The organism is Bacteroides sp. OF04-15BH (assembly GCF_003477995.1).
Classification (GTDB): domain Bacteria; phylum Bacteroidota; class Bacteroidia; order Bacteroidales; family Bacteroidaceae; genus Paraprevotella.
This window is the reverse complement of sequence record NZ_QUEM01000012.1, coordinates 78,866-97,649: the sequence shown is the minus strand read 5'-3', so window position 1 is coordinate 97,649 and position 18,784 is coordinate 78,866. Positions and strand designations below refer to the sequence as shown.

Here is an 18,784-nt window from a genome sequence, read left to right as displayed (position 1 = left end):
AGGGGGGAAGAGGGCAGTAATGCCCTTGACCTACCCGATCGCCCGTCCGACCTGCAACAGCGTGACGGGCGTGGTGTCAGGGCCGGCAACGAGATTGCCAAGCACTTTGCGGGGAACAACGTGGATGTCATCATCTATGCGGTGGAGAAGTCGCTGGACAGCTACAAGTTCAACCTGCTGCACTGCAAGCAGACCTTCATCTCGCAGCTGAAAAGCGGCGCGATGGGCGCACGTACCATCGACGAGGGGGCGATGGACGAAAAATCGGGCATGAACTTCTCGGAATACATGGCGTTGCTCTCCGGCAACACCGACCTGCTCGACAAGGCGAAACTGGAGAAGCGTATCGCCTCGCTCGAAGGAGAGCGCAAGTCGTTCCACAAGGGCAGGCGCGATTCTGAGTTCAAGCTGGAAACCAAGGTCAAGGAGCTGGGCGGCAACACGGCGGCCATTGAAGCCATGACAGAGGACTGGAACAGGTTCCTTGCCGCTGCCCGGACAGACAAGGATGGCAACCGGCTGAATGCGGTCAGGGTGGACGGCGTGGACTCCACCGACGAGAAGGTTATCGGGAAGCGTTTGCAGGAGATAGCCAGGAACGCCACTACGGGCGGACTGTACAAACCGATTGGGGAACTGTACGGCTTCCCCGTCAAGGTGGTCAGCGAAAGGACGCTCAAAGAGGGACTGGAGTTTACAGACAACCGCTTCGTGGTGGAGGGAAACTACAAGTACACCTACAACAACGGGCATCTGGCAATGGCTGACCCGGTAGCCGCCGCGCGCAATTTCCTGAACGCGCTGGAGAAGATACCTTCCACCATTGACCAGTACAAGGCGAAGAACGAGGTGCTGGAAAAGGAGATTCCGCAGTTGCAGGAGATAGCGGGTAAGGTATGGAAGAAGGAGGACGAACTGAAACAGCTGAAGTCCGAGCTTGCCGCCCTTGACCGCAAGATACAGCTGGAGCTGGCTCCACCGACGCCGGAAAGCACGGAAGAGAACCGGCAAGACAGCGAGAAGAAACAGACGGAACAGCAGCCGGAAAGTCCGCACATGGATTTCATACGCAGCCATCTGGTTATCGGAAGACCGGGGCTGACGGAACCGAAGGGCATGAAGCTGTAGTCAAAGTGAATTATATTATCATTTTATGTAACACAATAACTACTTCCGAAAACACGGAAGAGTTATATGTGTTACATTTTATTTGTTATCCAGTACTAAATAAAAGACATAGAATTTATATTATAGCCGATTTACTTAAAAAAATCACAGAATAATCATTCTAAATGAAAACTTTATCATATATTTGGGGAAATGATACAATACATAAAAAGGTATGGACAAGATATGCCGACAACACGAACAGATTGTCCTATATCCAGAGGAGCGGGACGGCAGACACTGCATAAGAATTGACTATGCGGGAAATCCGACAATTGCCCATTTGTTGTGTAGTGATCATGGTGTGATAATAGATAATGCCGGTATCGCCAGAATATATAAAGAAAAGTTCAATCTTTCTGAATTTTATGACCGATATTCCCCACACGCATACATTGATTACAGCAGGGTTTATGTAAGGCATCCCAAGCCCAAACGGGAATACACGCTGCCGGAAGGCTATCTTGAACTGCTGGAACAAAAGCGTTATAGCCCCTCGACCATAAAAACCTATCGGGCCTATTTCAGCGACTTCATGGAATACCACAAAGGACGTAACATCGACCGTCTGAAAGTGGCAGACATCAACAGGTACATTCTCTACCTCGTGAACGAAAAGAAAATTTCCGTATCACAACAGAATATGCGCATCAACGCCATCAAGTTCTACTACGAGCAAGTGAAAGGCGGAATACGGCAGTATTACGGCGGCATCACACGAGCCAAAGAATACAAGACCGTTCCGGAAGTATTGAGCAAGAACGAGATAAAGCGTATTCTTGACCAGCTATCCAACATCAAGCATCGCTGTATGATTTCTTTAGTTTATTCTGCCGGATTGCGGCGTAGTGAACTGCTGAACCTCACACCCAAAGACATCAACAGTGAAACGATGTCTGTGCGCATCATGGGTAAGGGAAAGAAATGCCGCTATTCGTTGCTTTCGCCCAAACTGCTGGAAGAACTGCGGCAGTATTTCCGGGAATACCGCCCGAAAAAATGGTTGTTTGAAGGCGAAACGCCCGGAGAGCAATACTCGGCAAGCGCACTGGTGAAAGTGCTGAAAGAAGCCGCACAACGTGCAGGTATCAAGCACCGGGTGCATGTTCACATGCTCCGCCACTCGTTTGCCACCCACCTTTTGGAACAAGGGACAGACTTGCACACGATACAGGAATTGCTGGGACACAACGACATAAAAACTACAGCCATATACCTTCATACCTCGAATGCCCACAAAGCCAAAATACCCAATCCGCTTGATTCACTGGATGATTCATAGGGTGCAGCTATTAGAGATCAGGAAACACACCTGCCGGGTGTCGGTTATCGAAATATCCTACACCTAAAGGTGTATTTATAAACAAATTAGCTGCAAAACAAAAAGTAAAAGTAGTATGGAAGAAGAAAAAAACATGACAGGATGGAATGCAATAACAGACACATTCCTAAAACTATATCCAAAGCAAACGGAACCACTACATTTCGCTCCATTGTTTTCATACAGACTTGGAGGAGATCCGTTAGATAATATAAATGTGTATGAAAGTGACGATTTCTTTCATTTTGTATCTTACGGATTGTCTGAACTTTATGAAAAAGAATCCGAAGATAAGGAATATAGCGGTTACGGTTTTGAATTTACTTTGAAATTAAAAAAATCGTCTTTGAACAATGTCCAAAATGAGTTAGAATGTGTTTGTGGCATCTTACAATCCTTGGCAGGAGAAACGTTCTCAAATGGTTCTATATTCCAACCTTTTGAATATATCTATACTGGTCAAACGAATGGAATTGACTCAGAAGGATTGTCTGAATTAACAGGTTTCGTTACCATTCTTGATGAAGCTGGAGAAATTACAACCCCAAATGGAAAACTCCAATTTGTCCAGTTGGTTGGTGTAACTAATAATGAACTTCAACAAATAATGGACAAACGATTAACTGTTCAAGAATTAATAACTCAATTAGGGCATTCCATAACTGATTATAAAAGAGGAAGTATAGTGTAACAAGCAGCTAACAAGCACCTGTGCCACCTAACGGCGGCAAGCTGCATACCATTAGCGTTGATATATGAGAAAAGAAATAATACAAGCAATCATTAAACCATATATGAAAAGCAAGGCATTCCAAAATAAAGGAATGCGTTTTATTAAAGATATGGGATTGTTTCAGATAGAAGTCGAAATTCAAAGCCAACGATATTACAAAGAGGAACATACTGAAAATTTCAGAATAAATTACTTTTTGTTTTGCCGTGAATTTACAGAACTATCGGGTAGGAAATTAAGCTTTGCTGGCGGGAGTATTGCAGAAGAAAAAAGTTCATGGATAAAAATAAATCCTCAAACTGATATAGAGCGATTAAAAAGTTGGCTTTTATGTGAACTTGATTCTATGCTGAATAAGTTGGAAAACAAATATTCCATTGAATATTTGTTAGATATTTGGTCAAAAGATGATACAGACCTTCAATATCCGTTCTTGTTGGCAAAAAATAATCCTAAACGGCTTGATGAATGGACGGACAAAATGAAGTTTGAAATACAAAAATTGGATGCTAAACTTTTGGAGTTATCTTCCGAAAAGTCAGAACAAGAAAAGAGAGATGATTGCTTGGATAAAGAAATGAGATTAGATGGCATTCGTATGAAAATAAACAGATTGGTTTCAAGTAGAAAGAATATATTAGGAACTCTTGATTTTATCCAATCAAACGCTAACAAGGTCGAGAAAACAACTTAACGTTGTCTCTCACCAAACCATTACCGATAATAACAAAATAAATTAATTTCATTATGGGACTATTTTTAAGAATTACATATCAATCGCAAGGAGGTAGAACACCTGAAACAGCATTTAAGAATCAAAAGATTTTAGATGAAATTATAGATGGCTTAAACGATTTTGATTGGCAAGAATCAAATTCGACCAAACTAACTACTCTTGATCCTCAATATAGTCATATTGCAATTGACGCAATTCTTAGATTTTTCCTTTCTGAAAATATAGAAGGTGGCAACTTAAAATCATTTTACAGATACCTTAAAAAAGATGATAAACTTATAATAGACCAAATGCTCACAATTGACAAATATGATAACTTGTCCGAAATTGAAACAAGAAAGGCACTTTGTGATGATATATTCCTATATTTCAAAGATGTTATCTTGAAATATAAAGAACGCTTTCTTGATTTTGATGCTGTTGTTTTTATCCCATTGCTTGAAGAAAGGTTTGAGGAAATAAAAAACGGTAAAATAGTAAGTAGAAGAAAATATGAACAATGGTAATTATAGTTTATCAGAGAAGGCGAGTAAATAGCTTTATCTCATTTCTTCATCGAAATTTTATAAATCAAAATAAGTAAAAAATATCGGTAACAAAGCGTGATAACGCTTGACAGCGTTCCCCGCTAAACCATTATCAACCATAAAGCGTAGAAATATGTACGAAGAATTTTTAGAAAAAAGCCTCAATAGTAAGAGGCAAGCAGTAGATGATACTTTTATAGCTAAATATGCTGATTTGTCTTATCCCGAACTGAATACTTTATGGCAGGAGGTCGGGTTGGGAAGTTTTTGTAATGGGCTGTTTAAGCTCATCAATCCGTCCGATTATCAGGATGTGATAAACTCCTGTTTTGAAAAGGAGGATGACCAATCATTTCTACCATTCATGTGTACGGCTTTCGGAGATCTCTTTGCTTATGTAAAGAATCCGAGACTGAATAATTACGTTGTTTATCTGAATGTCAGATACGGAACATATTTAATACTTCCCGCTAATCTTCGTGCGATTTTTAATAAGGTCATGGTAAATGAAAGTTTCTTGAAAGGCTGGTTTGATTTAGAAAATTATCCTGTAATACAGGAGAAACTCGGAACTCCAGACTATGACGAGTGTTTCGGATATTCTCTACTTTTGGCTTTGGGAGGAAGTGAGGATATTGAAAACATCAAGATAGTCAAGACCATTCCGTACATAGACATTTGTACCCAAACAATCGGCGAATTTGAAGTTGCAGATAAATGGTGAATATAGAATAGGTTGATAACGAAGCAGGATAACGGCAAGCCGTTCTCTGCTGAACCATTAACATCAAAAACAGTGTACCATAATGGAAATAAGAGATAAACTTTTTACAGAAGAACAGTATTTGAAGCAACTGAAAATGTATGATGAAGATATTAGTTATTATGAACAAATGCATCTTTCAGGAAAACATATAGGTTACGATTCTTTGTTCAATTATAGGCTTCGTTATTTACTGGTACAGTATTCTATGGGACAGGATATTGATAATCTGAAAAATAATTATGTGGAAACCATCAAAACGATGCCGAGATTTTGGACGGATAACGGATTTTATATTGAAATGTTGTGGCTTCTGTCAATAGGTATCATGTTGGATTATGAAGATGACCTTATACAGAGTTTAGTGCAACTGATAAAAGACAGAGAAGCAAAAGACTATATTTATGACACCTTGATTAGATACAGATTCCCAGATTGGGAAAGGACTACAAACAAAGTATTATATCCGTCACCCTATCAAGCTGCTATTACTGTTACAGAGTTGGCAGAACAAGATAAGACAGAAGCTGTGAAACGATTGGAAAAATACCTCAAAAAAGAATGGTATCGAGGTCATTCTGATTTATCTTGGCACGACGACCATAAATATGGTATTAATCATGACGGCTATTGGAGTTTTGAAAGCGGTGCATTGGTCAAGGTCTTGGGGCTGGATGATAGTAGCCTGAAAGGGTTGCCCTACTATCCATACGACATGGTACACTGGAACGATAACATTAAATAAAAAGATAAGGTATGAGTTACTCTGTTTGTGCATATTTGACAGAAGCCGATAGGGTAAAGTCTGTTTACGGAACTTGTGATAATCAGCTTATAAACCAATTAAAGGCGGCGTTGAAGCAGGAACTTGACACTCTGAACGATTATTTCAGCGATAGTCTGAACACGGATAAAGATGCTTATGCAGCGTTGGCAGATATAGTGAACGGAGAAATCCGTTATCCCGAAATTGCTTTCATGTACGGGTATGTATATGAAAAGATTTGCAACCATTATGGAACGCAAATCTACTGTGCGGAAAACCTTTGGCAATTGGATAGCCAAAGTACATTCATCCCTATTCCATTGAGCAGTGATTTTCCCTATATCATCAGCATACCCGTTTCAGACTTGGAGAGCAAGTGGACGGAATACACCTCACTACAAGAGGGTAACGGTATCGGAGATTATGATTACGAGCAGGAAATGGACGACTTGAATTTCATTTTCGATGAAGCCGTTGAAGCGCAAAAAGACCTTGTTATTATGGTGTATTGATATGGTACACTGGAATGAGAATAAAATATGATGTTAACGAAGCAGGATAACGGACAAGCCGTTCCCCGCTGAACCATTATCAGTAATTTAATAGTATGAGATTATGAAAATATATAAAATCGGACAAGACTTTGATAATTATAAGTTCTTCGTATTCAAGGAAAATGATGAATTGAATAAAGGTATATGGGATTTTAGAGGTCAATCACTCATTAGTGGATGGAAAGGTCTTAACTTAGAATTATTTAGAGATAAAAGTAAAAAGAAAGACAAGCGAAGTGAAGACTTTGATGCTTCTTGTTTTTTTTCAGGTCATCTGATAGTAAATAAAAGAACCTCTTTATTGCTCTCTGAAAAGCTGAAAGACCAGATAGAAGTTTTACCAGTCAATGTGGTTGGAAACACTTCAGATTATTATTTTATAAATGTTCTAAATACGGTAAAAGCCTTAGATACAGAGTCTAAAAGCAATGAAGAAATCTTGATGATGGTGAGAGAAAATAACTGTGTCTTTAGTAAAAAAAATATCGAATCATATATCATATTTCGAGATAGTATATTTAATGGTAGTTATTATTGTACAGATGAATTTATAGATTTAGTGAAACAAAATTCAATTACTGGATTAAAATTTACCTGTGCAGGTATTGCTGAATAAACCACTGATAACAAGCCAATTTAGCTGCTTAACGCAGCTTCTTGTCAAACCATTATCAATAAAATGAGCAATTTAGAATTTCGTTCAACAGAAGAATTAAAGTCTTATATTCATTCTTTATTGGTAGAACATCCTAATATAAAGATTGATATATCAGAGGTATGTGACTATCACCATTCATATAGAAATGATGGCAAAAGAGTCTATTGGGGAGATGAAGAAGTGAAGAAGGCAGACATCGATAGTTTTGTAATCTGTCTTACAATGACTTTTGCTAAAGATAAAAACAAATGCTATGCAGGAGCTAAGCCTTTAAGAAGTGCCGATGCAGCTTCATTTCATAGCTTAAACTGGACTTATGCAAAAGATAGAAATCACGTTTGGACATTATGTGGAATAATAAAAGAAGCAGACGCCAATTCATTTCAAATATGTGATAGCGGAATGTACTTTAATAACGGCTTTATCTATCCTTATGGATATGGTAAGGATTGTAATTTTGTGTTTTATTATGACTGTTCTGGTAAGCCAACAATTATAAAGGCTGCAGATCCCAAAACTTTCTGTTCCTTGAATGACGGCTTATATGGAATGGATAGCCAATCCGTATTTTATGGAAAGAAGAAATTAAATAAGGCATCTCCCAATAGTTGGATAAAAGTTTCAGCCTTACATTCAAAGGATGCTAATAGATGTTTTTATCTAAATCGAGAAATCAAAGGTGCTGATCCTACTACCTTTTTTGTAGAAACAAGAAAAGATGGCTGGGATATTTTCGCAAAAGATAAAAAACATTATTATTTGTGGGGAGAAGAAGTCAGTCAAGAAGAATATGAGAAACGACGAAATATCTGAATTTACAATTCATTGATAACAAGGTCAAGATAACAGCTGAACGCTGTTTCTCACCAAACCATTAGGCATAATAAATACAATACTTGAGTTATGGATTTTCTAATATGTATGAATAATTTTCCGTGGAATAGATTTGCTACAGCATATGAAAATAATTCCAAGCATCTAAAGGATTGCTTTATCAAAATGTATGAAGGTAAAGCAGATGAACAAGATTATCAATATGTCATAGATAGACTTGAGCATCAAGCGACCTTATATAGAGTTAGTCCTTGGGGGTTAAAATTCTATTTTTACTTATTATCAACCAATAAAGCAAACAATAGCAATATATTACAACATATCAATGTTCTTGTAGAAGCTGCCATGTTTCATAAACAAGAAGATTCTAAGCCATCAAAAAAAGACTTAGAAAAATATGAGGAACTCAAATCCATACTTCTTGATTCAGATTTTGACGGCAACCTTGATAATGAAACTCTTAAAACATTAAAAACAATTGATTGCCAATTTATCTACTTAAGTATTATGGATTTAATAGGACAGAATATTCAATTGTTGGAAAGTTTTATTCAAAATAAGGATGTATCAGTAGCAGAAAGAGCTTCAAAACTGTTGGAACATATCCGTAATCCAAAGTTATGCTGTATTCGAGAAGAAGAAACGTTGAATGTCCAGTCCAAAGTACTTGTCGTCAATGAAATGTCTTTTACTCCCTTAAATAATAATGGTATTAGTACGCTATATTGTATAACTGATGAAGGATATTATAAAATCACAAAGGGTGAGATGGATGAAAAGGTTTATATGGAATTAAATGATCCTTCAAATGGAGAATATTTTGATACAGATTTTTTTGAATATAATATATCAAACGGTAGTTTATCAATTTATGTAAATGAGAATAGACCTTGGAATGCTGGTATATATCAACATATCAAACTATTGTTTTCTCCACTTGAACAAAACGATTTTAACGAATTAAAATTGACGATAGAAAATCTGTTTCTTGATATAACAGTGAGAAAATTATTACTCGATATATAAATATGCCTAACAAGCCAAGTCAGCTGCTAAACGCAGCTCCTTGTCAAACCATTATAAACAGTAATGCAAAATATGAAACAGAAAATATACCATATCAGTATCTTTTTACTCTTTTGGTTTTGTGGAGTAGCCTATCCACAAAATCATAAAGCGGATATTTTGCAGCAAGACCTTTCGGGCTTGTTTGACAATTTAAGCATGATTGGCATATTAGGAGAAGATTGTAGCCGAATTGATATTCATATTACCGAAGTTCGGAAAATGGATAGTAGAGAATATGAGATAAAGGGTATCAGTCGTACCCGATTATCCGTAATCTGTCCGTTTAAGGGAAAGGTTTGTGTAGATAGCATTTCTTCCTGTTCCCAAATGATAAAAAGTGAATATACGGAAGTGGACGGTTTCATATACGGGCATTACTCGTTTGTGGAATACGGAGATAAACGATATAGCGGTACATTCTCCGGTTCTTTCAAGCAGGGGTATCGGATAAGTGGACAACAAATAGAGAAAGGACGGAATGAAATAGCAGAACTGAAATTGAACTTATCTGAATATCGGGGTAAGTGGAAATCCGCAAAGGGACTGACAAAAGTCTGTTCTTGGGCAGATGAGATTATACCCGATACTCCTGCAAACTTCTGCCTGTTTAATGATGCAGGCGAATGGGTTGTATCACCGAAATATCGTAAGAATGGTTGGGAAAATCTATATAATGCCTATCACAATGAAAATCTGACAACGGACGAGATACAAAAGGCTCGTGAGGTGGAAGAACAGGAATGGTGGAAAATTAAAGAAAGCCAATCATGCAAAATGAATTGAGTTTATAACAAAGTGTGATAACGCTTACAGCGTTCCCCGCTTAGCCATTAATAGTAATCATATAAAGACATACACTTCGTCATATTCTGATTCTTCATACCTGGTTTCATACACGACATCCAGAACCCTGCCGGTTTCCCCGTCGATGCTGTAGCGGGCGTATTTTCTGTAAAAAGGAGAGACAGGGTTTGCTTCCGGTCCCTTCTCAAAATCGAGATTAATATCCGCAAGCCATATTCTTGTCTTTTCATTATAATTTAAATTGAAAGAAAATTCAAATCCTTCTGATGACGCTCTACGTGATTTTCCATCTGACAAGGAAATAACCTTTTCTCTCTCCAGTATGGACAATATATCTTGTGGGGACATTTTACCGAATTTTTTACTGTAATCCACCTGCTCTGATATATTCCCATTTTCATCATAAAAAGTCTGGATTCCCACCGGCAGATTTGCCACACACTCTACGATCATTGAAAGTCTGCCGTTGTTCCAATACCTTACATAATACTGCGAGTAGGATGGTGTCAAGGGTAGGATATGTCCGCAAGCCATTTCTCTATCAGTCAAATCCCGTATATCCAACATATAGAACATCCATCCATTTTTTTCGAAAACCGCCTGCAGAGATCCACCTGAAAAAACATCAGCTTCCAATCTGGTGTCCAATATCACATCGGGATATTCCCTCTCACTGGAATAACCGTCCAGAGGAACAAGCAAGATTGCTGCCATTACCGCCATGAACAAGGCGGCATATCCTTTAATTCTGTTTATGAATCCCGTATCCATACATCTCTTCATTTATTTGTCTTATAACTGACCTTCAATTCAGCTATCAATCCTGTATTCATACATTCTGTCTCAGTCGTAACAAAACGGCAAGTGCCTATAATTGATACCAAAATACTAAAATGGCGAGAGCGAAGGCAAAACGACAGTGTGAAATATGTATAAATAATCATAAAATGTAACTTTAATATAAGTATATGACTTCTGCTTCAAAAGAAAGAAGCTATATTTATAGAAAAACAGACTGAACCATTAAATTGAATGAATAACATGGTGCCTAAGATTTATTATTTGAATGAAGCATCCACTACAGGTATCTGTATATTGCTCGTATTGAAGTTATTGTTTCCCGAAATCATAGCCGGGACTTGGTTTGTGAGTGCGGTCATCATATTGATGGCCATCATTCTTTATTGTGAAATGAACAGAAAAAAAGAGCAGCGCCCCTTATTGTACACCATGCAGCGGGAACTATTTCTGACTCCTTTTCTCTGGTTTTATTATTATTATGAGAAAGCGCTGTATATAGTCGCCATATTGTGCTTCTTCACTGATTCCGACGATTCGCCTCTGGTTATGTTCATGCCTTTTATTCTCGGCATATATATCGGATTGAAGGTCGCTGTCAATCTGATTGAATATGCAATACAGAAAGATAGGAAGAACTGATTGTCAATATAAAGGAATAACAAGTGAAATGAATATGGAGAAAGTGATACGTTTCAAGACTATGATCGGATACTGCTACCTGTATCCGGATAAAATAATAATGGCCAGAAATGGCAATCCGGAAGAGGTCAATCTCAAGAACGAGGAACAAAGACTGTGGAAACATCTGGTTTTCTATACCATAACCGGATTGTTGCTCGCGTGGCTGGCCTACATGGACAGAGACCATCTGCCCATGTGTCTGTGGTTGGGGCTGACAAGCGCATGGTTATTGTTCAATGTCTTGAGAAGTATCTTTCAAAAAAGTTCAAGTTCGGCATTAATAGAGCGGGACAAGATTCGTTCTGTCCGGTTCAAGAAAGGAGTAAGATACCTGACACGTTCCCGGTTCATCGTTGTCTTCGAAGACAGGAAAGGATGCAACAGAATCAGGTATATCCTTTTACCCGGTTCTCTCAACGATGGCCCGAAAGCAACAGAAGAGGCATTAATAGCCATGCGGGACAGTGGTTATTATCCGTTTTCGAGCCAAGAAGGGTCTCTGACGGGTATAAGGAAATACAATGAAACTGAGGGAAAAGAAAGTGGAACAGGTTAAATTAGAGAACAATGAAAATCAAGGAATACGATACCAATGAGCTACTGATGATAGCCAACAATGTAACCGGAGTATATCCGGAAAAGAAGGTCAGGCAGGCGAAAGAGGAACTGTACCGGCGCGGAGTGGATGACAAGGTGATAGCCGACATCATGGAAGAGAAAGAGGAAGCCTTCATGAGAAGGCTGGATGCCGCCGCCCTTGCGGAACAGGCACGGCTCGACAAAAAAAGAGAGAAGAACTGGAATGTCAGTTACCACTGGTGGGAACTTATCCCGATGTTCCTGTTCGCTCCATTTTATATGTCCTATGGAATGAGGCGTCTCCCAGGTATCATTGTTCTACTACCTGTCCACCTGCTAAGCTGGACACCCGTTGATTTCAGCGATATGTTCAGGGAACTGAGAAGACTGAAGGAGGAAAAGTATGACCTGAAATTCAAGCAGCGGCTTACAGCACTGATTGCAGGAGATGCAATGTATTTCTTATTGGTCTATTATAGCTTGCTGAATGACGGGGTATTATAGCCATTGAAATGAGAAGGATTCTCCCGAAACTGTTCCTTTTTTACTGAAAAGCGCACTTCTGTTGGAGTTTTCGGTAAGATTTGGAACTGCCGTAACCGCAGGATATGCGAACTTTGCATCAAAAAACAACAGCAATGAAACTGACAGATCTTTTAAGGCGGACAGCCGAAGCAAATCCCCAAGCCGCCACCCTGCACAGCATCGCAGACAAGGCAGAAGAACTCGTAGAGAAAAGGTATTCCGTGCGGAGAATGCTCTGCGAAATGGAAAGTTTCGCACATGACACGGAAGCAATGCGTCTGACAGTGGACGCATTGCGGCAATTCCCGTATCTACCCACACTGGAACAGCAGGACTACAAGCCCTATATGGCTCTGGTTGCCTGTTCACCGGAAAATTTTGCCTATTGCTACCTGAGCAACGACCTTGTTGCCATCTATGAGGCGGGATACCGGACGGCAGAACTGATGTTTTTTTGCGACCTGCTCCGCTGCATGAGGGGACGCTCCTATCTGAACTGCGTGACAAACCGGGTATGCGACTATTTCTTCAGGGCACGGCGTGACGCGCTCCGCCATATCGCCACACCGCTGAAAGAATTTGAGATGCAGTATGCGGAAAGCCGGATGAAGGAACTGGAAAAAGCTGTTTTCCGGCTGAAAGTAAAAATGTACAAGTGGCATACCTTTACGGCTGAAAACATGGCACGCATGTTTGGCATGAGTTATTCCCGATTCCGGGAGAAATTCGAGGCATACTACGGCTGTTCGGCTACCGAATGGCTCAGACGTGAACGTATCAGCCGCATCATGGAAGACATGACCTACCGTCCCGAACTTACCCTGAAGGAAGTGGCAGAGCGCAACCATTTCCTTTCCAAGAGCAACTTCCACGATTTCTGCCTTAAGAGAATGCTCAAAAGACCGGGTAAACTGAAACGGGAAGGGTATGAAAAATGGTGTGAGAGAAGACTGGCTTATTACAATAACCACTCCTAAGCGTGTTACCGATAATGACACCCCGAAGCGTACATGAGACTATACCGAATACTGATTGCAGCAGGCTATATATCCATATTCCTGCTGGTGCTGCTGGCTGCATATATTTTTCATAACGAACAGTATACACTGGAATTGCTTGAACAAAAGAATAATACAACCAACGGGCTGCGTAAAAGCATCAACCGGCTCAACATGCAAATAGCCGGGCTTTCATTTCTCGGAGAAACCGTCATGGAATGGACGGACAGCGACAAGGAAGAATACCACTTGCAAAGGATGGTTATCGACAGCACGCTGTGTTCTTTCCGCAACGTGTTCTGTTCCGAACAGAAAGGAATAGACAGCCTGCGCAGGATACTGGCAAACAAGGAATCGCAACTGAATGATCTTGCCGCACTGTATCTCCGGCAAAAGACCCTCCACAGGCAGATAGCCGACAGAGTGCCCGCCATAGCACGGAAGAGTGCGGACGAAGCCGCCCGCAAGCCGAAACGCAAGGGATTTCTGGGTTTATTCGGTAAGAAAGAGGACGATACGCCCACATCCGCCACGGCCATGCTCCACTCGCTCAACAGCCATGTGATAGCGGAACAGAACCTGCAGGACAGGCTGCTTTCGGAACAGACCGACAAGCTTGCCGGGAGGAATGCCATGCTTAACCGGCAGTTGCAACAGCTGGTCCGGCAGATAGACGGCAATGTGCAGGAAGACCTGCAACGGCAGGAAGCCGAGACCGCATCCGAAAGGGAACGGATTTTCATGCAAATCGGCGGACTGGCGGTATTTGCCCTTGCGCTATTGCTGGTGCTCTTTTTCGTGATACACCGCGATGCCAGCCGCATCGGGCAATACAAGCGCAGGACAGCCGAGCTGATTGGGAAGCAGCAGGAATCCCTCCGGCAGAACGAGGCACTGATAGCCTCGCGCAAGAAAGCGGTACATACAATCACCCATGAGCTGCGCACCCCGCTGAACGCCATTATGGGTTACACCGGGCTGATAGAAAAAGAGCACGATCCGGAGAAAACCGCAAAATACATGCGGAACATCCGCCAATCCTCCGACCGTATGCGAAGAATGCTCAACACGCTTCTTGCCTTCTTCCGGCTGGACAGCGGCAAGGAACAGCCCTGCCTGTCCCCCTGCCGTATTTCCATCCTCACACAAACACTTGAAACCGAGTTTGCACCCGCAGCCATGCACAAGGGGCTGGTCCTGAAGGTGGAGAACCGTGCGGATGCCTTTGTCATAACCGACAAGGAGCGCATCCTGCAAATCGGGAACAACCTGCTATCCAACGCCATCAAGTTCACCGAGAACGGGCATGTGTCACTGACAACTGATTTTCAGGATGGAAACTTGGTGCTGACAGTGGAAGATACAGGTACGGGCATGACTGCCGAGGAGCAGCAACGGGTGTTCGGAGCGTTCGAGCGGCTTTCAAATGCCGCCACACAGGACGGTTTCGGACTGGGGCTCTCCATCGTGCGCCATATCGTGAATATGCTCGGTGGCAGTATCCGGGTAGAGAGCGAGAAAGGAGAAGGAAGCCGTTTCATCGCAGAAATACCCGTACAAATTATAGAAGAGACACCTATGCCGGATGTGAAATCCCCTGCCCGTTGTGTCCCGATGTACCGGGATGTCATTGCCATTGACAATGACGAGGTATCACTACAGATGATGAAGGAAATGTATATCCACGAGGGCGTCCGTTGCGACATCTGCACCAATGTGGCAGAACTGGTGGAGTTGGTACGCAGGAAAGACTACAGTCTGCTGCTGACCGACCTGAACATGGCGGAGATAAACGGCTTCGAGCTGCTGGAGCTGCTGCGCTCCTCGAACGTGGGCAATTCAAGGACCATTCCTGTTGTCGTGACGACCGGTTCGGGTAGTTGCGACGCGGAGGAACTGCAGGCGCACGGTTTTACGGGCAGCCTTTTCAAGCCGTTCTCAATTTCCGAGCTGATGGCAGTAACCGACCGATGTGCAATGAAAGTGGAACAATCCGGAAGACCGGATTTCTCATCACTGCTGTCCTATGGCAACGAAGCCGCCATGCTGGATAAACTGACAACGGAAACAGAAAAGGAGATGCAGGCACTCAGGGAAGCGAAATACCGTAACGACCTGGAAGGACTGAACGCACTTACGCATCATCTGCGCAGCTCGTGGGAGATACTCCGCGCAGACCAACCGCTAAAGGTGCTCTACAGGCTGCTGCACGGTGAAGGAACTCCGGACAATGAAGCATTGTCCCATGCGGTGGACGGCGTTCTGGAGAAGGGTGCGGAAATTATCCGGCTGTCGAAAGAGGAAAGGAGGAAGTATGGTCAAGAATAAGACAACGGTTATCGTGGTAGAAGACAACATCGTGTACTGCGAGTTTGTCTGCAACATGCTGGTACGGGAGGGATTCCATACGGTACAGTCTTACCGGCTTGCAACGGCGAGGAAACTCCTGCAACAAGCCTCTGACGGGGATATAGTGCTTTCCGATCTGCGCCTGCCTGACGGTAACGGCATAGACCTGTTGCGGTGGATGCGGAAAGAAGGGCTGGCATTGCCGTTCATCATCATGACCGATTACGCCGAGGTGCATACCGCCGTGGAAAGCATGAAACTCGGCTCGCTGGACTACATACCCAAACTGCTGGTCGAGGACAGGCTGGTCCCGCTGCTCCGCAACATTCTGAAAGAACAGGACGGCAGAGCATGGCATATGCCCGTGTTTGCCCGTGACGGTTCGGCTTTCCGTGCCGTCATGAAGCGTATAAAGTTAGTTGCCCCTACCGATATGAGCGTGCTGATACTCGGTGAGAACGGTACAGGCAAGGAGCATATAGCCCATCACCTGCATGAAAAGAGCAAGCGTTCTGGCAAACCCTTCGTACCGGTGGATTGCGGCTCGCTCTCCGCCCGACTTGCCCCGTCTGCATTTTTCGGGCATGTCAAGGGCGCATTTACGGGTGCTGACAACGCCACGCAAGGATATTTCCACGAGGCAGATGGCGGTACGCTGTTTTTGGACGAGGTAGGCAATCTGGCGTTGGAGACGCAACAGCTGCTGCTTCGTGCCATACAGGAACGGCGGTACCGTCCCGTAGGCGACAAGGCGGACAGAAGTTTCAATGTACGTATCATTGCCGCCACCAACGAGAATCTGGAGAAGGCTGTAAGCGAGAAGCGTTTCCGGCAGGATCTGCTGTACCGCCTGCACGACTTCGAGATTAACGTCCCGCCTTTGCGCGACTGCCAGGAAGACATCCTGCCATTGGCGGAGTTCTTCCGCGAGACAGCCAATCAGGAACTGGAGTGCCGCGTGGAAGGGTTCAGTTCCGAAGCCCGGAAAGCATTGCTGTTACACCCGTGGCCGGGCAATGTGCGCGAACTGCGGCAAAAGATTATGGGAGCAGTATTGCAGGCACAGGAAGGTATCATCAGAAAGGCACATCTGGAACTTGGCTTGGCGGAAACATCCGCTGCTGCCGGTTTCGCCCTGCGCAACGATGAAGAGGAAAAGGAACGGATCATGCGTGCCCTGAAACAATCCGGAGGAAACCGTTATACCGCCGCCAAAATACTGGGAATAGGCAGGACGACACTCTATAAAAAGCTGGAAGAGTATGGTTTGAAGTATAAATTTGAGCAATCATAGCCCGCAATTCACTGAAAATGGCTATATTTGCATGACATATTAGAAGGTAACGGCGTTTTGGAAAGTCCATCCGCCGCATATATATAACATAAGACCGCAAGGCGTCCTAATGGAAATCTGGAAAATTTACACTACGGAGACGATTGCGTGAAGCTTATGCTATGCCTACGCATAGCGTGCATTCACGTACTCTCCGTAAAGGCTTTACCAGAGCCTCCATTAGAAGTAGTGTGTTTGCACGCTGCTTTTTTGCCCTTGCCGAACGAAACGAAAGGGAACGATTATGGGAAAAGTTCAGGTTCTTGCCGTCCTCTCAATGGACGGGTGTCTTGCTTCCGAGTTGCATGGCAAATCGTATAAGGAACTGTGCCTTGACTGTTGCGGCATCAATGAGATAAAGGAGAACGCCCTTTATCATATCACACCGGATTACTCCATCTCCATGCTGGAGGAATGGAGAAGACATGAAACGGATACCTGCTATCTGGCGGAAGCCTCTCCCGAAAAGACAGATTATATCAACGGACTGCTGCGTATGCAGGTGGTGGATGAAATCATCCTCTACACCGTTCCTTTCATAGCCGGGACAGGAACGTTTTTTTTCCGGTCCGCCCTGCCACTGGTCAAATGGACGCTTGTATCACAAAAGAAATTTCCCAATGGCGTGACCTGCCATATCTATAATCGTATGACTTCCGAAAGAACAGCCTGAAAAAACGACTTGCTATCCTATTATTAAAGTACCGAAAAAGTACAAATGTTCGGAAAGTGAACACTTCTGCTTGACCGCGAACCTTCTCAAAATACAAATATTTATTTTAATATCATTGATAATCAGTATATTATAAATAAAACACTGAAGATTCTGTCCGTTTTGACGCACTTTTTGCCGTACATATTCATGTGCGCACCCTAACATCAAAATGTTGAATTTCAAAATTGACAGGATATGAACTATTTCTTACTGGCGGATACCGAGTTCTTCCGCCGTATCAATGAAGCCGGAGACTGCAATATGGAAACGGCATATATGGCTTTCGCCAACCAAGTAATCGAACTGTGCGGCAGCATCCATGCGAGCCATACCGCTATCGCACTGGCTTATATTGAAATCGAGTTGCAACACCACCCCGTGCGTCTGTTATCCGAAGAACGCAAGGAAGCCGCCGCCTATATCGGAAAAGCACTCTCTTTCGTGAGGAAGATGCAGAAGTTCCTTACCACTCCCCAAGTGCCGCCACTATCCAACCTCCACTCCTCAGCCGAAACGCCATCCGACAATCCCACTCCGCTGCTTCAATGGACTGGCAACGCCATCGACCTTGTGGAACTTATCTACGGCATCTATGAGATGGGCTGCATCAACAACGGTGAGATGCCGCTCAAACAGCTTGCCCCGCTGCTGTACCGGATTTTCGGTGTCGAAGCCAAAGACTGCTACCGCTTCTACACCGACATCAAACGACGGAAAACAATCAGCCATACGCATTTTCTCGAACAAATGCAGGAGAGGCTGAACGAGCGTATAAGAAGGGATGAGGAAGCGGAATTGAAAAGAAAATAGCTGTTCTTGAGAAATTCCCGTCCATTATCTGAATAAAAAGCAATTTATTTCTTGTGCGTTAC

Annotated in this window: 20 protein-coding genes and 1 pseudogene; 20 read left to right on the top strand and 1 reads right to left on the bottom strand. The window is 42.8% G+C overall.

Going from position 1 to position 18,784, the window contains the following annotated elements:
* The 12 genes and pseudogenes from DXA74_RS07440 to DXA74_RS07385 form a co-directional block, all read left to right on the top strand.
* Positions 1–1,128 (top strand): annotated as a pseudogene (locus DXA74_RS07440) (helicase); the annotation flags it as partial.
* A 214-nt stretch (positions 1,129–1,342) separates the two neighbouring features.
* Positions 1,343–2,449: a site-specific integrase gene (locus DXA74_RS07435; RefSeq protein WP_118526217.1), complete on the top strand. Its 1,107-nt coding sequence runs from the start codon at positions 1,343–1,345 to the stop codon at positions 2,447–2,449.
* A gap of 115 nt (positions 2,450–2,564) precedes the next feature.
* The gene (locus DXA74_RS07430; RefSeq protein ID WP_087383452.1) at positions 2,565–3,179 is read left to right on the top strand and encodes a suppressor of fused domain protein; all 615 of its coding nucleotides are present in this window, start codon (positions 2,565–2,567) and stop codon (positions 3,177–3,179) included.
* Between the two features lie 64 nt (positions 3,180–3,243).
* The gene (locus DXA74_RS07425) at positions 3,244–3,915 is read left to right on the top strand and encodes a hypothetical protein (RefSeq protein ID WP_117515665.1); all 672 of its coding nucleotides are present in this window, start codon (positions 3,244–3,246) and stop codon (positions 3,913–3,915) included.
* Between the two features lie 53 nt (positions 3,916–3,968).
* The gene (locus DXA74_RS07420) at positions 3,969–4,463 is read left to right on the top strand and encodes a hypothetical protein (RefSeq protein ID WP_018711319.1); all 495 of its coding nucleotides are present in this window, start codon (positions 3,969–3,971) and stop codon (positions 4,461–4,463) included.
* A 154-nt stretch (positions 4,464–4,617) separates the two neighbouring features.
* A complete protein-coding gene (locus DXA74_RS07415) occupies positions 4,618–5,208 on the top strand; it encodes a T6SS immunity protein Tdi1 domain-containing protein (protein ID WP_118526235.1) in 591 nt (196 codons plus the stop codon).
* 82 nt (positions 5,209–5,290) lie between these two features.
* Positions 5,291–5,992 carry a PoNe immunity protein domain-containing protein gene (locus tag DXA74_RS07410; RefSeq protein WP_118526213.1) on the top strand — a complete coding sequence of 234 codons (702 nt, stop codon included), beginning with the start codon at positions 5,291–5,293 and terminating at the stop codon, positions 5,990–5,992.
* Between the two features lie 11 nt (positions 5,993–6,003).
* Positions 6,004–6,525 (top strand): hypothetical protein, encoded by a 522-nt coding sequence (locus tag DXA74_RS07405; protein WP_118526211.1) that lies wholly within the window; start codon positions 6,004–6,006, stop codon positions 6,523–6,525.
* Positions 6,526–6,628: 103 nt separating this feature from the next.
* Positions 6,629–7,183, top strand: coding sequence for an imm11 family protein (locus tag DXA74_RS07400; protein WP_118526209.1), 555 nt, complete (start codon positions 6,629–6,631; stop codon positions 7,181–7,183).
* Positions 7,184–7,246: 63 nt separating this feature from the next.
* On the top strand, positions 7,247–8,038 hold the full coding sequence (locus DXA74_RS07395) for a DKNYY domain-containing protein (protein WP_118526207.1): 792 nt from the start codon (positions 7,247–7,249) through the stop codon (positions 8,036–8,038).
* A gap of 108 nt (positions 8,039–8,146) precedes the next feature.
* Complete coding sequence (locus DXA74_RS16440; protein ID WP_199666120.1) at positions 8,147–9,085, top strand: hypothetical protein; 939 nt, start codon at positions 8,147–8,149, stop codon at positions 9,083–9,085.
* Positions 9,086–9,157: 72 nt separating this feature from the next.
* The gene (locus tag DXA74_RS07385) at positions 9,158–9,910 is read left to right on the top strand and encodes a hypothetical protein (protein ID WP_118526205.1); all 753 of its coding nucleotides are present in this window, start codon (positions 9,158–9,160) and stop codon (positions 9,908–9,910) included.
* A 57-nt stretch (positions 9,911–9,967) separates the two neighbouring features.
* Here the strand turns inward: DXA74_RS07385 and DXA74_RS07380 are convergent, their stop codons facing one another.
* Entirely contained in the window at positions 9,968–10,702 is a 735-nt protein-coding gene (locus DXA74_RS07380) for a hypothetical protein (RefSeq protein WP_118526203.1), read from the bottom strand.
* 261 nt (positions 10,703–10,963) lie between these two features.
* Between DXA74_RS07380 and DXA74_RS07375 the strand changes: the two genes are divergently transcribed.
* From DXA74_RS07375 to DXA74_RS07340, 8 genes are all read left to right on the top strand, one after another.
* Positions 10,964–11,371 carry a hypothetical protein gene (locus DXA74_RS07375; protein WP_118526201.1) on the top strand — a complete coding sequence of 136 codons (408 nt, stop codon included), beginning with the start codon at positions 10,964–10,966 and terminating at the stop codon, positions 11,369–11,371.
* Positions 11,372–11,405: 34 nt separating this feature from the next.
* Positions 11,406–11,969 carry a hypothetical protein gene (locus DXA74_RS07370; protein WP_147401049.1) on the top strand — a complete coding sequence of 188 codons (564 nt, stop codon included), beginning with the start codon at positions 11,406–11,408 and terminating at the stop codon, positions 11,967–11,969.
* 11 nt (positions 11,970–11,980) lie between these two features.
* The gene (locus tag DXA74_RS07365) at positions 11,981–12,496 is read left to right on the top strand and encodes a transcription initiation factor IID (RefSeq protein WP_118526199.1); all 516 of its coding nucleotides are present in this window, start codon (positions 11,981–11,983) and stop codon (positions 12,494–12,496) included.
* Positions 12,497–12,630: 134 nt separating this feature from the next.
* Positions 12,631–13,494, top strand: coding sequence for a helix-turn-helix domain-containing protein (locus tag DXA74_RS07360; RefSeq protein WP_118526197.1), 864 nt, complete (start codon positions 12,631–12,633; stop codon positions 13,492–13,494).
* 33 nt (positions 13,495–13,527) lie between these two features.
* Positions 13,528–15,843: a hybrid sensor histidine kinase/response regulator gene (locus DXA74_RS07355; RefSeq protein WP_118526195.1), complete on the top strand. Its 2,316-nt coding sequence runs from the start codon at positions 13,528–13,530 to the stop codon at positions 15,841–15,843.
* On the top strand, positions 15,830–17,158 hold the full coding sequence (locus tag DXA74_RS07350) for a sigma-54 dependent transcriptional regulator (RefSeq protein WP_118526193.1): 1,329 nt from the start codon (positions 15,830–15,832) through the stop codon (positions 17,156–17,158). The genes DXA74_RS07355 and DXA74_RS07350 overlap by 14 nt, the downstream gene beginning before the upstream one ends.
* 283 nt (positions 17,159–17,441) lie before the next feature.
* The gene (locus tag DXA74_RS07345; protein ID WP_118526191.1) at positions 17,442–17,870 is read left to right on the top strand and encodes a dihydrofolate reductase family protein; all 429 of its coding nucleotides are present in this window, start codon (positions 17,442–17,444) and stop codon (positions 17,868–17,870) included.
* A gap of 237 nt (positions 17,871–18,107) precedes the next feature.
* The gene (locus DXA74_RS07340) at positions 18,108–18,722 is read left to right on the top strand and encodes an RteC domain-containing protein (RefSeq protein ID WP_118526189.1); all 615 of its coding nucleotides are present in this window, start codon (positions 18,108–18,110) and stop codon (positions 18,720–18,722) included.
* Positions 18,723–18,784 lie beyond the last annotated feature (62 nt).

What these genes read in the sequence shown, in the direction of transcription:
- DXA74_RS07435 (WP_118526217.1), top strand. Translation starts at nt 1,343, where the DNA reads ATGGACAAGATATGCCGACAACACGAACAGATTGTCCTATATCCAGAG.
- DXA74_RS07430 (WP_087383452.1), top strand. Translation starts at nt 2,565, where the DNA reads ATGGAAGAAGAAAAAAACATGACAGGATGGAATGCAATAACAGACACA.
- DXA74_RS07425 (WP_117515665.1), top strand. Translation starts at nt 3,244, where the DNA reads ATGAGAAAAGAAATAATACAAGCAATCATTAAACCATATATGAAAAGC.
- DXA74_RS07420 (WP_018711319.1), top strand. Translation starts at nt 3,969, where the DNA reads ATGGGACTATTTTTAAGAATTACATATCAATCGCAAGGAGGTAGAACA.
- DXA74_RS07415 (WP_118526235.1), top strand. Translation starts at nt 4,618, where the DNA reads ATGTACGAAGAATTTTTAGAAAAAAGCCTCAATAGTAAGAGGCAAGCA.
- DXA74_RS07410 (WP_118526213.1), top strand. Translation starts at nt 5,291, where the DNA reads ATGGAAATAAGAGATAAACTTTTTACAGAAGAACAGTATTTGAAGCAA.
- DXA74_RS07405 (WP_118526211.1), top strand. Translation starts at nt 6,004, where the DNA reads ATGAGTTACTCTGTTTGTGCATATTTGACAGAAGCCGATAGGGTAAAG.
- DXA74_RS07400 (WP_118526209.1), top strand. Translation starts at nt 6,629, where the DNA reads ATGAAAATATATAAAATCGGACAAGACTTTGATAATTATAAGTTCTTC.
- DXA74_RS07395 (WP_118526207.1), top strand. Translation starts at nt 7,247, where the DNA reads ATGAGCAATTTAGAATTTCGTTCAACAGAAGAATTAAAGTCTTATATT.
- DXA74_RS16440 (WP_199666120.1), top strand. Translation starts at nt 8,147, where the DNA reads ATGAATAATTTTCCGTGGAATAGATTTGCTACAGCATATGAAAATAAT.
- DXA74_RS07385 (WP_118526205.1), top strand. Translation starts at nt 9,158, where the DNA reads ATGAAACAGAAAATATACCATATCAGTATCTTTTTACTCTTTTGGTTT.
- DXA74_RS07380 (WP_118526203.1), bottom strand. Translation starts at nt 10,702, where the DNA reads ATGGATACGGGATTCATAAACAGAATTAAAGGATATGCCGCCTTGTTC.
- DXA74_RS07375 (WP_118526201.1), top strand. Translation starts at nt 10,964, where the DNA reads ATGAATAACATGGTGCCTAAGATTTATTATTTGAATGAAGCATCCACT.
- DXA74_RS07370 (WP_147401049.1), top strand. Translation starts at nt 11,406, where the DNA reads ATGGAGAAAGTGATACGTTTCAAGACTATGATCGGATACTGCTACCTG.
- DXA74_RS07365 (WP_118526199.1), top strand. Translation starts at nt 11,981, where the DNA reads ATGAAAATCAAGGAATACGATACCAATGAGCTACTGATGATAGCCAAC.
- DXA74_RS07360 (WP_118526197.1), top strand. Translation starts at nt 12,631, where the DNA reads ATGAAACTGACAGATCTTTTAAGGCGGACAGCCGAAGCAAATCCCCAA.
- DXA74_RS07355 (WP_118526195.1), top strand. Translation starts at nt 13,528, where the DNA reads ATGAGACTATACCGAATACTGATTGCAGCAGGCTATATATCCATATTC.
- DXA74_RS07350 (WP_118526193.1), top strand. Translation starts at nt 15,830, where the DNA reads ATGGTCAAGAATAAGACAACGGTTATCGTGGTAGAAGACAACATCGTG.
- DXA74_RS07345 (WP_118526191.1), top strand. Translation starts at nt 17,442, where the DNA reads ATGGGAAAAGTTCAGGTTCTTGCCGTCCTCTCAATGGACGGGTGTCTT.
- DXA74_RS07340 (WP_118526189.1), top strand. Translation starts at nt 18,108, where the DNA reads ATGAACTATTTCTTACTGGCGGATACCGAGTTCTTCCGCCGTATCAAT.